Source organism: Ferrimonas senticii DSM 18821, from assembly GCF_000422665.1.
Lineage (GTDB): Bacteria > Pseudomonadota > Gammaproteobacteria > Enterobacterales > Shewanellaceae > Ferrimonas > Ferrimonas senticii.
Genome location: NZ_KE383898.1, coordinates 17,659 through 30,148 on the forward strand (window position 1 = coordinate 17,659; position 12,490 = coordinate 30,148).

The 12,490-nt window shown below is 53.6% G+C and carries 11 protein-coding genes; 5 read left to right on the forward strand and 6 right to left on the reverse strand.

Features of this window, described 5'->3' with window-relative positions:
• Positions 1-1,192 precede the first annotated feature (1,192 nt).
• Together G506_RS0113290 and G506_RS0113295 are read right to left on the reverse strand one after the other, a co-directional pair.
• Positions 1,193-1,609, reverse strand: a complete 417-nt coding sequence (locus G506_RS0113290; RefSeq protein ID WP_028117278.1) for a DUF3301 domain-containing protein — start codon at positions 1,607-1,609, stop codon at positions 1,193-1,195.
• Between the two features lie 6 nt (positions 1,610-1,615).
• Positions 1,616-2,629 carry a DUF3549 family protein gene (locus G506_RS0113295; RefSeq protein WP_028117279.1) on the reverse strand — a complete coding sequence of 338 codons (1,014 nt, stop codon included), beginning with the start codon at positions 2,627-2,629 and terminating at the stop codon, positions 1,616-1,618.
• Between the two features lie 115 nt (positions 2,630-2,744).
• Here G506_RS0113295 and G506_RS0113300 point away from each other — a divergent pair, with 115 nt between their 5' ends.
• The gene (locus tag G506_RS0113300; RefSeq protein WP_028117280.1) at positions 2,745-3,074 is read left to right on the forward strand and encodes a YqcC family protein; all 330 of its coding nucleotides are present in this window, start codon (positions 2,745-2,747) and stop codon (positions 3,072-3,074) included.
• A complete protein-coding gene (truC, locus tag G506_RS0113305; RefSeq protein ID WP_240473428.1) occupies positions 3,064-3,819 on the forward strand; it encodes a tRNA pseudouridine(65) synthase TruC in 756 nt (251 codons plus the stop codon). Before G506_RS0113300 ends, truC begins: the two co-directional genes overlap by 11 nt.
• 11 nt (positions 3,820-3,830) lie before the next feature.
• Here the strand turns inward: truC and G506_RS21260 are convergent, their stop codons facing one another.
• Entirely contained in the window at positions 3,831-3,959 is a 129-nt protein-coding gene (locus G506_RS21260) for a hypothetical protein (RefSeq protein ID WP_276197669.1), read from the reverse strand.
• A gap of 114 nt (positions 3,960-4,073) precedes the next feature.
• Here G506_RS21260 and G506_RS0113315 point away from each other — a divergent pair, with 114 nt between their 5' ends.
• The 3 genes from G506_RS0113315 to G506_RS0113325 all read left to right on the forward strand — a co-directional run bounded on the left by G506_RS0113315 (position 4,074) and on the right by G506_RS0113325 (position 7,881).
• Complete coding sequence (locus tag G506_RS0113315) at positions 4,074-4,553, forward strand: flavodoxin (protein WP_028117282.1); 480 nt, start codon at positions 4,074-4,076, stop codon at positions 4,551-4,553.
• Between the two features lie 9 nt (positions 4,554-4,562).
• Positions 4,563-6,014, forward strand: a complete 1,452-nt coding sequence (locus G506_RS19760) for a PTS transporter subunit EIIC (protein WP_051202129.1) — start codon at positions 4,563-4,565, stop codon at positions 6,012-6,014.
• Between the two features lie 82 nt (positions 6,015-6,096).
• The gene (locus tag G506_RS0113325) at positions 6,097-7,881 is read left to right on the forward strand and encodes an acyl-CoA dehydrogenase C-terminal domain-containing protein (RefSeq protein ID WP_028117283.1); all 1,785 of its coding nucleotides are present in this window, start codon (positions 6,097-6,099) and stop codon (positions 7,879-7,881) included.
• 190 nt (positions 7,882-8,071) lie between these two features.
• Here G506_RS0113325 and dapD read toward each other — a convergent pair whose 3' ends face one another.
• Genes dapD through map form a run of 3 tightly spaced genes read right to left on the reverse strand, consistent with a single transcriptional unit; the run spans position 8,072 to position 12,330 of the window.
• Complete coding sequence (dapD, locus tag G506_RS0113330; protein ID WP_028117284.1) at positions 8,072-8,908, reverse strand: 2,3,4,5-tetrahydropyridine-2,6-dicarboxylate N-succinyltransferase; 837 nt, start codon at positions 8,906-8,908, stop codon at positions 8,072-8,074.
• An 11-nt stretch (positions 8,909-8,919) separates the two neighbouring features.
• On the reverse strand, positions 8,920-11,502 hold the full coding sequence (gene glnD / locus G506_RS0113335; RefSeq protein WP_035387354.1) for a [protein-PII] uridylyltransferase: 2,583 nt from the start codon (positions 11,500-11,502) through the stop codon (positions 8,920-8,922).
• A 33-nt stretch (positions 11,503-11,535) separates the two neighbouring features.
• Positions 11,536-12,330 carry a type I methionyl aminopeptidase gene (gene map, locus G506_RS0113340; protein ID WP_028117286.1) on the reverse strand — a complete coding sequence of 265 codons (795 nt, stop codon included), beginning with the start codon at positions 12,328-12,330 and terminating at the stop codon, positions 11,536-11,538.
• Positions 12,331-12,490 lie beyond the last annotated feature (160 nt).

Genomic DNA, 12,490 nt, shown 5'->3' on the forward strand with positions numbered 1-12,490 from the left:
TCAGAATGTTACCCAGATGTCCGCAAACTTTCGCTAACATTTGGTGGTGTATTTATTTACATGAGGGCTTGTGTGTCCAAGGCAAAACCTTAAAATAGCGTTTGTTCGGAACAGGCACTGCTAGACGCATTCGACAGGGAGTTGGTGTTAAAGGCAGCGTCGCTGCGAGAGTGACCTCTACAGGGAGTGGAGTTACCCAACCAGCACCGAACTCAAGGACCCCTATTGCAGGGTTGGAAGCTCGGATTGGCTTTCTACCAGGATGGTAAGTACTAAGGTACACGGAAGCTGCAGGATGCAGCTAGGGATGATGCAGGGACTGCATACTAACGCAAGGATGGGCCAGGGATTGGCGAAAATTTAAGCCGGATAGCTTAACAAGCGCTGCTGGGCCGCAACCTTTGGTTGCGGCCCAACTTTTTTGTCCGCTGCCCAGTAGCGATGACGTTGATTGTGCTAGCAAAGCCTCGGATAGAGATCCGAATATAGGTGCTTATACCAATTCTTTAGTTGATGTAAGAGATTGCCCATAGTGGCCGTTAACATTTTGTGCATTTGGGACAAATGTCCTTTTTTTACAGTAACTTGAATCGAATTCGTAAGTTGCCAGTGTCTACTGTGTAGATTTTAACCTGTGACATCGACTTGCCGCCTGTTGTGGTTTCGCTACACTTACTTACGTCAACGGGAACATGGATTGCGATTGCTTCACCAACGGATTTGGTGGCAATCACTGTTTCAAGGACGAGCTAAGGACATCTTCAGGACGAAGAGTGATCGATTACAGGAACAGTAGTCGTGGAATGGAAGCCAGTACGTTGAGCGTATCAGTCATCACGGAACGGTAATGGAATTATCACGATGACCCTTATCATGGATTGATAAGAGCAGGACGCGGATGCGGGAGTACACGGAAGCCGATGGATAGGCTTAGGGAATGTTGCAGGACGCAATAGTACGCATGGATGATGCAGGGAGCACCAATTCAACATAGGAATGTTGGCGTTAAAGTAAGACCCGAACCGCAACGGCTACGCTGTTGCGGTTCTTTTTTGTCGGTATAAAATACGCAGGCAATCGGCTTGGCGATCACTAGCCAACAAAAACGCAGACCTGCTGCGTTTTTTATTCAGTGTTAATGGGGGCTGGCTAGATCAGTTGTTGTCGCGAGGCTGGCACAGCGCTAAGAGAATTAACAGCTGCCACAGCCGCGTTTGTTGCTGCCACAACTGCTGCTTCCGCCGCCACAACCACCACCAACGCTGATCCGCCCCTGCGCGCTTGGCGCTTGTTGCCAATCTGGTTCGGGGTACAGCGGCATCTTAATGTCGGTTAACTTGCGGCCGCTGAAATGCAGCGTGGCTTTGAGATGATTGATGCCATCGGTGCTAAACTCCAGCTGATATTCACAGTGCCAGCCTAATCCTGACCCCGCGACTTTGCCGAGGCGGGCTTTGGTGCGGGCGACATTCAAAAATTGCAAGCGACGCTGCTGACACAAACGATACGCGTGCAATGTGGCCCCTTCAGATATCGGGCGCAGTTGCCAAAACAGCATGCCAACAGCGGCGCAGCTCATTAACAGCAGCAGGTCAAACAAGTTCAACATTCGGTACTAGCCTCGGATGGCGTTCATCAACTGGGAGATCGCCGCAGTAAGTTGTTCGCTTCGATTCGGATCTCGCAATGCGGCCAGCACCCAAGGGCGAGTATTGGGCTGGGCCACCAGATCCAGATACAGCTGATTAAATAGGTTTCCAGGGTGCTCGGCAAGTTGCTGTAAGAACGCGTTGACGTTGCTGTGATCCAGTCCTAGCCATAATCGAGCACTGATGGTGATCAGTGCATCGGCAGACAGTGGCTGCTGCAGCAGTTCGGTTAACGCTGGGGTTAACTGCGAAGGGTTACCGGCGAGGCCGCGCAGTGCCATCAGCATTTGCGCTTCGTCTTCAGCAACCGCTGCCCGCCGGCGTAATACCTGAGCGACAGATTCTGGCAGTTCAAAGTGTTCGGCCACGCTGATTAAGGCATTAAATGCCTCTGCTGGCAGTTGTGGCAGTGCCATCGCCAATTGCGCGGCGTCACTACTGGTCAAACGGCAACAGTAATCCGCTAATCCCTGCAAGCCCAGATGTTGCCAATTATCCCAGCCTCGCTGACCGGCAATGTATTCTTGCACCGCTTCAAAGTGAACGCTGGCGGGCTGCGCCAGTGCCAGTCGTACGCGAGCGTTAAATACCGCCATCTTTTCGTCGGTTGGGGCAAAGATGAATGGGTTAGATGCCAGTCGCTGTTGTTGCTGTTCGCTGATGTCGCCGGTGACATCGTTACCGAGAGCTTCAATCACCAACTGTAAAAATTGATTGCGAGCGGCAGGGTTGATCAGCCCTTGTTCATCCAACGGCAGCTTTAAAAACCACACGTAGTGCTGCATTGCGATGGTTGGATCCCAGAACAAAATCCCGATCCATGCGTGACCCGCACGAGGGAATGGGTAAGGCAGTCTGCCTTGCTCAAATTGGGCAAATTGTTCGCTGGCCAGTGGCGTTACGCGGCGGCCAAGATCGAAGACACGATATTGGGTGCCGGCGAGCGACAGAAACTGGTCAAGGGTGGTGATGTCGGCCATCGTTGGACTCACAGCAGCTAAAAAAATCGCCGCAGTATAGCACTTTCAGTATTGATAGGGTCGGATTGCGCAAGATGCTATCATCCGCCGCCCAGCGTTAACCGTGGAGTCATCAATGAATGCCTTGGTGCAAAATTCGCTAACCCAAATTGAACAACAACTGCGCCAGTGCGGTCGCTGGCAAACTACCCCGCCGAGTGCTGAGGCGTTGGCGAGCACCGCCCCGTTTTGTTGCGACAGCATGCCGTTTGAACAGTGGCTACAGTTTGTGTTGCTGCCACGGATGCAAGCGCTACTGGATAGCGGGGCAGCGCTGCCAACGGCAGTGGCCATCGCCCCGATGGCCGAGTACGTGTTTGGTGCCAATCCGGATTGTCAGACACTGATTGCACACTTGGCTGAATTTGATCGTTTATTAAGTGGGAGCGAACCCCGTGGAAATTGATGTGGCCGACGCCGCTGCAGTCGCACCGCAGCGACTGCTGAAGATATTATTTGAAGATGCGCATCTGGTGGCGATCCATAAACCGGCAGGGTTGTTGGTGCATCGCAGTTGGTTGGCACGCAAAGAAACTGAATTTGCGATGCAGATGACCCGCGATCAGATTGGCTGTCACGTATATACCGTGCACCGACTGGATCGTCCGACCTCAGGGGTATTGCTGTTTGCTAAATCGTCCGAGGTGGCCCGCAGTCTGAGTGAGCAGTTTGCCAATCACCAAGTCGATAAACGCTATTTTGCCCTTTGCCGTGGTTTTGTGGATGAGGGCGGAGAGCTTGATTATCCGCTGAAACAGGAACTGGATCGGATTGCCGATAAGTTTGCCGACCAAGACAAGCCGGCGCAGGAAGCGATGACTCACTATCAGCCGCTGCGCCAAGGTGAGATGCCGTTTCCAGTCAGTCGTTATCCCTGTGCTCGTTACACGTTAATGGAACTTAAACCGATCACCGGCCGCAAGCATCAGTTGCGCCGCCATATGGCGCACCTGCGTCATCCGATTGTGGGTGATACTACCCACGGCTGCCGTCATCAAAACCAACTGTTCCGAGACCGGTTTGCGATGCAGCGCTTATGGCTGATCTGCATGTCGATGAGCCTAACCCATCCGGTTACCGGTGAGTCGTTGTTGCTGGAAACCGAGCTTGAGGACGATTGGCAACAACCCTTTGCGGCGATGGGCTGGTAATCGTCGCCGAGCTAACTGGCGCCGCGGGCGACTGGCCCTTGTTCCCGCTGTTCAGTAACGAAGAACAGGTTACGACGCACCCGTCGCTTGTGGTGCACTTTTAAGTGGATCTGCCGGCGGCGGTGACTACGTTGCTGCATGGGACCTCTCAAATCGCGGATGTGCCCAATAGAGGACAGGCCATTGGGCAAAGATTGCGCGTGGCAGAAGCATAGAGTAACTTTCGCTACAGGTGTAGCTAAGCGGTTACTTTGATGCTAAATATTCGTTTGATTGTCGGTTCGGTTTATGGCGGCGCGGAGTACGTTGCCGAACAAGTAGAGGCAGTGCTGCTGGCTGCGGGCCACCAGGTTAGTTGGCTGGCGGAGTTAACTGAACAAGACTCAGCTGCGCTCAATGGCCAAGTGTTGCTGGTGATCTGTTCAACCACCGGCGCCGGCGATCTTCCGGATAATATCGCGCCGCTGTTCTTTGCCCTTAAAGATCGTTTCCCACTACTGCCACAAAGCCACTACGGCGTTATCGCCCTTGGTGACAGCAGCTATGGCGAAACCTTTTGCGGTGGCGGGCGTCAGTTTGATCAGTTGCTTGCTGAGCTGGGGGCGAAACGGGTTGGCGAGCCGCTACAGATTGACGCTTGTGAAACCATGGAACCGGAGATACCCGCGTTAGAGTGGCTGCAAAACTGGTTGGCGGCATTGTCACGCCAGCCCTCTGCCGACTCGACCTCTTAGGTTAGCGTTATGCGCAGTAAGCTGTTCCACCGCATGCAGCGGATGGGCAAGGCGCTGATGGTCCCAGTGGCGGTGCTACCGATGGCAGGGTTGCTGTTAGGGCTGGCACAATCTGGTCTTCCGTCACCGCTGTTGGCTTCACTGCTGTTTGCCACGGGGGAGGCGATTTTCACCCTGCTGCCACTGATGTTTGCCGTTGCCGTAGCACTGACCTTTTGTCATCAAGATGGTACGGCTGCCTTGGCGGCACTGACCGGGTTTGCGGCTAAGTTGGCGGCAATGGCAACCTTAGCTCAGCATTATGGCTGGGAAACCACCGATATTTTTGGCTTTAACACCCTCAATACTGGGGTGCTCGGCGGGGTGCTGATCGGCATCGTCACCAGTTGGGTTTATCGTGAATTTCATCAGATCCGCTTGCCAGAGCTGTTTGCTTTTTTTGCTGGGCGGCGGTTTGTGCCGTTGATCAACATTCTTGCTGGAATGGTGGTCGGGATTGTGATGGCACTGCTGTGGCCACTGTTGCAGCAGCTGCTGGCTCAATTCACCGATTGGACTTTGTATCAGCGGCCGCTGCTGGCGTGGGGGATCTATGGCGCTGGCGAACGGTTACTGATCCCATTGGGGCTGCATCACATCTGGAATCTGCCCTTTATGTATGAAGTCGGCTCTTTTAGTGCGGCCAATGGGCAACTGATCCACGGTGAAGTGAATCGCTTCTTAGCTGGCGATGCCAATGCTGGCCATCTGGCCGGCGGCTATTTGATCAAAATGTTTGGATTGCCTGCAGCGGCGTTGGCGATTTGGCGCAGCGCCGAACCGCGTCAGCGCAAACAGACGGCATCGATAATGTTGTCGGCGGCATTAACCAGTTGGTTGACTGGGGTGACTGAGCCGATCGAATTTGCCTTTCTATTTATCTCACCGTTGTTGTTTACCATTCACGCGTTGCTGACCGGACTGGCCTACATCCTTGCCAATTGGGTTGAGCTGCACCACGGCATCGTGTTCTCTCACGGGCTTATCGATTTTCTGCTCTATTTCCATTTGGCGGACAACTTGCAGCAACTGCTGTGGTTAGGGCCGCTGTTTGCACTGATTTACTACGTGGTATTTCGCAGCATTATCGTTGCCCTTGATCTGCCGACGCCGGGACGCAACCGTCGACCACCGAAATCGTTAGGTGATAAGCACCTTGAGCCATTGTTGCTGGCACTGGGCGGCGCGCAAAACTTGAAGAGTGTTGACGCTTGTTTAACGCGGCTTCGGCTGTCGCTGCATCAGCCCGAACTTATCGACAAAGAAGCACTGACTATCCTTGGCGCTAAAGGGGTGCTGGTTTATGGCGAAGGGGTGCAGATTGTGCTGGGACCGCAGGCCGAGCGGATCAGCGGCCTGCTGCAACAAGCCCTTAAAGGCGGCCAACACGCCGATAAAAACGATGGCATCAATGCCACTTAGGTTTGGCGTTTTTGGCTGTTTGGTTGCCAATAGCGCCATGCAACACTGGGGCAATTTGTAGCAACGACGTAAGGGACAACCGATGCGACACTATCAAGCGCCTCAGCGCGATACCCTGTTTGTGATGAAAGAGTTGCTGGGCTTTGAACAGCACTATCAAACCCTTGGCTTTGATGAAGCCAGCCCTGATATGGTGCAGGCGATCTTTGCCGAATCGGCCAAATTTGCCGAAAATGTGCTGTTGCCGATTGACGCTAATGGCGATGCCGGTTGTCAGTTTGATGAGGGCGTGGTGACTACCCCGGCGGGTTTTAAAGAAGCGTATCAGCAGTACGTCGAGAGTGGCTGGCCGGGGATGACTCATGAGTTAGAGTTTGGTGGTCAAGGTTTGCCTTACTCGTTGGCCGGGATGGTATCGGAGTGGAATTCGTCGGCCAACCACGCTTGGGCGATGTACCCCGGACTCACCCAAGGTTGCATTGAGACTATCCGCGAATATGCCCCAGAAACGTTAAAGAATAACTACTTACCTAAATTGGTTGAGGGCACGTGGACCGGCACCATGTGCTTAACCGAACCCCATTGTGGTTCCGATTTGGGGATGTTGAAAACCAAAGCTGAGCCAAATGACGATGGCAGTTATCGCCTTAACGGTACCAAGATCTTTATTTCCGCCGGTGAGCACGATCTGTCCGACAACATTGTTCATATCGTAATTGCGCGGTTACCGGATGCGCCGGCGGGCACCAAAGGCATTTCGCTGTTCGTGGTACCTAAGTTTAATGTTGATGAAGAAGGTGAACTGGCGGGACGTAATGGTGTGCACTGTGGCTCGATTGAACATAAGATGGGCATTAATGGCTCGGCGACCTGCGTGATCAATTTTGACGATGCCAAGGGCTATCTGATTGGTGAACCTAACCGCGGCCTGAATGCGATGTTTACCTTTATGAACGTCGCCCGTATTGGCGTTGGCGTAGAAGGGCTGTCAGCGTGTGAGGCGGCCTATCAAGGGGCGCTGAGCTATGCCAAAGAGCGTACGCAGTTCCGGGCTATGGATGGGGTGAAGAATCCCAATGCCGCTGCCGATACCATTATTCATCACCCTGATGTGCGGCGGATGTTGCTGACTCAAAAAGCCTTCGCCGAAGGCGGTCGGGCGTTGGTGCTGCACTGCATGCAATTGGCGGATCTAACCCTGTACGGCCAAGGCGAAGCCAAACAAGTGGCGGATGCAAAGTTGGCACTGCTGACCCCAATTCTTAAAGCCTTTATGACCGAAGTAGCGCAAGAGGCCACCAGCTATGGCATTCAGGTGTACGGCGGCCACGGTTTTATTAAAGAGTGGGGGATGGAGCAGTTGGCTCGTGACACCCGCATTTGTACTTTGTACGAAGGCACTACCGGCATTCAAGCGCTGGATCTGCTCGGTCGTAAAGTGCTGGGTTCGCAGGGCAAATTGCTCGAAGCGGTTGGACAGGATTTACAGCAGATTTTGGCCGAAGCCGGCCGAGTGCCATCGTTGGCGGCTTATGCGCAAAGCTTGGGGGGCCATCTGCAAGAGCTGCAGACCATCACCAAAACCGTGGCTGCGAAGGCCGCAGCCAATCCGCTGGAGGTAGGGGCCGCTTCGGTAGATTACCTGATGTACTGCGGTTATGTGGTGATGGGGCACATGTGGCTGAAGATGGCGATAGTGGCGCAGCAGCAACTGGATGCTGGCACTGATGAGGCCGATTTCTATCTAGCGAAGCTGCATACCGCTGCGTTTTATTTTGCGCGATTGCTGCCACGGGCCCAAACCCACAAAGCAGCGGCATTGGCGGGGATGGATAGCCTGATGGCGATGCCGGAAAGCCAGTTTTAACGCTCTATTAGTTGTCAGTTTGTAGTCAACAGCTATCAGTAAGAGCTTAGGGGCAGTTATTAGTCCGTAATTAACAGCGATTAGTAAAAGCAAAAAGCCCAGCTAGGTTAACCTAGCTGGGCTTTGCTATGACAGTAGCTCAGTCTTCTGAGCTGGTGCTCTTAACTAACCACGAATCACTGTTAACTGATTACTGCTCTTGAGCTTCCGCTTGACGCAGCAGTTCGTTGATGCCAACTTTAGAACGAGTCTTGGCATCCACTTTCTTAACGATAACCGCAGCGTACAGGCTGTAGGTACCGCACTTGGATGGCAGGCTGCCGGATACCACAACTGAACCGGCTGGGATGCGGCCGTAGCTCACTTCGCCAGTTTCACGATCGAAGATGCGGGTGGATTGGCCGATGTAAACGCCCATTGAGATCACTGAGCCTTCTTCAACGATAACGCCTTCTACCACTTCAGAGCGGGCGCCGATAAAGCAGTTGTCTTCGATGATGGTTGGTGAAGCTTGCAGTGGCTCCAGTACGCCACCGATGCCAACGCCGCCTGACAGGTGTACGTTCTTACCGATCTGAGCACAAGAGCCAACAGTCGCCCAAGTATCAACCATGGTGCCTTCGTCCACGTACGCGCCGATGTTGACGTAAGATGGCATCAGCACGGTGTTTTTAGCGATAAAGGCGCCTTGGCGTACGGTCGCTGGCGGTACTACACGCATGCCTTCAGCGCGGAAGCGCGCTTCGTCGTAATTAGCAAACTTCAGCGGTACTTTGTCGAAGTACTTGGTCTCGCTGCCTTCTATCACTTGGTTGTCGAACAAACGGAACGACAGCAGTACCGCTTTTTTCAGCCATTCGTTAACGACCCACTGACCATCAACTTTCTGTGCCACGCGCGCTTCACCGCTGTCCAGCATTGCCAGCACATGTTTTACATCGGCCGCCAGCTCGGCGGGGGCGTTGGCTGGAGTCAGTTCGGCGCGTTGTTCAAACGCCGCTTCAATGCGTTGTTGCAGTTCGGTCATGGATGACACTCCTAATTAGTTGGTTGAAGAGTTAACGCCTCAATCAGGGCGCTGTGAAGCCGTTGTTCCGCTTCACTGGATAGGGCTGTACCGCCGGGATTGGACAGTTGGAAGAAATCCTCCGCTTTTTCGCCGACGGTGGTGATTTTGGCGGCTTTTACCACCACATCACATTGTTCAAAAATTTCGCCGATATGAGCCAACAAACCGGGGCGGTCGAGGGTGACCAGTTCAATCATGCTGCTGTTTTTGCGCTGTGACGGCAAAAAACCAACCCGAGTCGGAACGTTAAACGATCGCAGCCGCCGTGGCAGTGCCCGCTTCGGCCGTGTCGGCGTTTGTTCGCGGGTCAGCGCTTGCAGCAAACTTTTACGAATGCTGGCGATCCGCGATGGGTTTTGGATTGGCGTGCCATCGTGCTCGTGAATGATAAAGCTATCAAGGGCAAAGCCATCTTTGGTGGTAAAGATCTGGGCATCATGCACCAGCACCTGCTTAGCGTCGAGTACCGTTAAGATGCGGGTAAACAATCCTTGGGTGTCGTGGGCATAGATAAACAGCTCGGTGCCACCACGGCTGTGCTCTGGGTGGATCTCCACCAGATAATCGGGGATCTGTTGTGCTAGCAGGCATTCACTGTGCTGTTGGATCTGTTGGGCATTAAAGCGCAGAAAGTAATCGGCGCTAAAACGGTGCCATAAGGTGTCGATCTCATCATCAACGAACCCCTGGCGAAGCAATTGTTTGCGCGCTTTGGCTTGATGTTCGCGGATCCGAGCGCGGCTATCCACCGGGATCGCCATCCCCGCATTTAAGCGGTCACGCGTGGTGTGGTAAAGCTCTCGCAGCAGTGAGCCTTTCCAGTTGTTCCACAATTTGTCGTTGGTGGCACAGATATCGGCAACCGTCAAACAGTACAGGTAGGCCAACTGGTTTTGGTCTTTGACCACCTGAGCAAATTTTTCAATCTCATCCGGATCGGTAATGTCACGGCGCTGGGCGGTGACCGACATCAGCAAGTGATGCTGCACCAACCACGCGACTAAACGGCCATCATGCTCGTTCATGTTGTGTTGCTGACAGAACAATCGCGCTTCTTCGGCGCCGATGTCGCTGTGATCGCCACCGCGACCTTTGCCGATGTCATGGAAGATGGCTGCCAGTACCAGTAAGCCTTTTTTTGGCAACTGTTCGATTAGGACGCTGCCAAGCGGAAAGATCTCTTTGTGCTCGGGGTCGGCGAATTTCTGGATAAATTGCAGCAGTCGATGGGTATGTTCATCAACGGTATAGGCATGAAACAGGTCAAACTGCATCTGTCCAGCAATATGCTGCCATGGCTTGAGGTAGGCCCCCATGATGCCGTGGCGGTGCATCAGTGACAGCGCTTTAATGCCATTACCATGGCGTAAAATCGCCATGAATTGTTTGCGATTGGCGGCATCTTCCGCCAACGGTTGCTTCAATTTGCGACGGGCATTACGCAGCAGCCGCAAGGTCGAGGCGGAGACAATCCGCAGCTCTGGATGCATTGCCAAGGCGACAAACAACTTAAGAATGTTTTGTGGGTCATCGAACACCCCATTGTGGCGCGCTTCGATGTATTTGCCACGGCGATAGAAGTGTTCGCAGATTGGCTCGGGCGCCGGCATCGCTTTATCGCCCAGTGTCTGCCGGAACAGCAGCAGCAACATCTGGTTCAGTTCCCGCACGGCCCGCACAGTGCGGTAGAAGCGCTTCATCAACTGTTCGACCGCTTTAAGCTGCTCACCGTCTTGATAGCCCATCAGCAAGGCAACGTCGCGCTGGTAATCAAACAACAACCGGTCTTCGGAACGGCCCGACACCTGATGCAGGGCAAAGCGCAAGCGCCACAGGAAATCGCGACAGGCATTCAGTTCTTCCAGCTCTTCGCGGGTCAGATAGTGATGGCTAACTAACTCGGCCAGGCAGGTGGCATTAAAGTGACGCAGTGCCACCCAAGTCACGGTTTGAATATCGCGCAGACCGCCAGGGCAGGATTTTAGGTTGGGCTCAAGATCAAATGGTGTGGCCTTTTTATGGCGGCCTTTTTGTTCATCAAATTTGGCTTTAAAAAATGCCGATGATGGCCAAAATTGGCGGTCACTCAGGGCTTCAGTCAGCTGTTGATAAAGGGCGTTGTCGCCACTGATAACTCGGGATTCAAGTAAATTAGTGGCGATGGTGACATCGTCGCTGGCTTGGCGCATGGTTTCCGCCACGGAACGGACGCTGTGGCCGATCTCCAATTTGGCGTCCCACAGGGCGGTCAGAAATTCACTTAACCCTTGTTCTTGAGCAGCACAGATCTGCTCGCTGGTAAGGATCAGCAGGTCAATGTCGGAGCGCGGGTGCAATTCGCCACGGCCATAGCCACCAACGGCGACTAACGTCAGCGGATGATCATTAAGGCCGCTGTCGTGCCAAAAGTCGCTTAGCAGCTGGTCGATGACGACCGCGCGCTCCGCCAACAATACCCCAATCGCTTGGCCTTGCTGAAACTGCGCTAGCTGTTGTTGATCCAGTTCAGTTTGACGGGCGCGACAGGCGGCGATCCGTTGCCGGTGTTCCATGATTGTGGTACCTCGGGTGGGCGCAGGTAGCGCTTAGCTGTGCTTGATGATCTGTGGCAGTTGTTCGGCTTCTTCGGCACGCCAAGTCAGCACTTCACAGCCATCTTCGGTGATCAGCAAGGTGTGCTCGAATTGCGCGGATGGTTGGCCATCTTTGGTGGTCGCAGTCCAGCCATCTTTTTTGCTGACTTTGCAGCGGTAATCGCCGGCGTTGATCATTGGTTCGATGGTGAAGATCATGCCCGCTTTCAACGCCAGACGTGCTTTGTTTTTGTAGTGAACGATTTGCGGCTCTTCATGGAAGCCTTCGCCGATACCGTGACCACAAAAATCGCGTACTACCGAGAACCCTTCACGTTCTGCGATAGGCTGGATGGTGCCGCCGATGTCCGACAAACACACGCCAGGCTTAAGCATCTTAATCGCGGCATACAACGACTGCTGAGTCACCTCGACCAGCTTTTTGTTGCGCGGCGTGGTTTGACCCACGATAAACATTTTTGAAGTGTCGCCATGGTAGCCATCTTTGATGACGGTGACGTCGATGTTGACGATATCACCCTCTTTGAGCTTCTTATGCCCAGGGATGCCGTGGCAGACCACTTCGTTGATGGAGATGCAGGTGGACTTTGGGAAACCGTGGTAGTTCAGCGGTGCCGGGATCGCCTTTTGCACCTTGGTGATGTGGTCATGCATGATTTGGTTGAGCTCATCGGTGGTCACGCCCTTTTGTACGTACGGGCCGATCATCTCCAATACTTCACCAGCCAAACGGCCAACTACGCGCATCTTTTCGATCTGTTCTGGGGTCTTGATGACAATACTCATTGGGCTACTCTTAAATTCGGTTTTGCTGGGCTAATTGAGGTCGACAGATTGAGCTTCGCGGCGGCTTGTGGTAATTTGCGCGCCGACTGTCTGCCCAGCCAGTTTCCCCGCCATTATGGCGAGGCGCCGGTTAGGACGCAAAGGCGGTCATTATATCGTT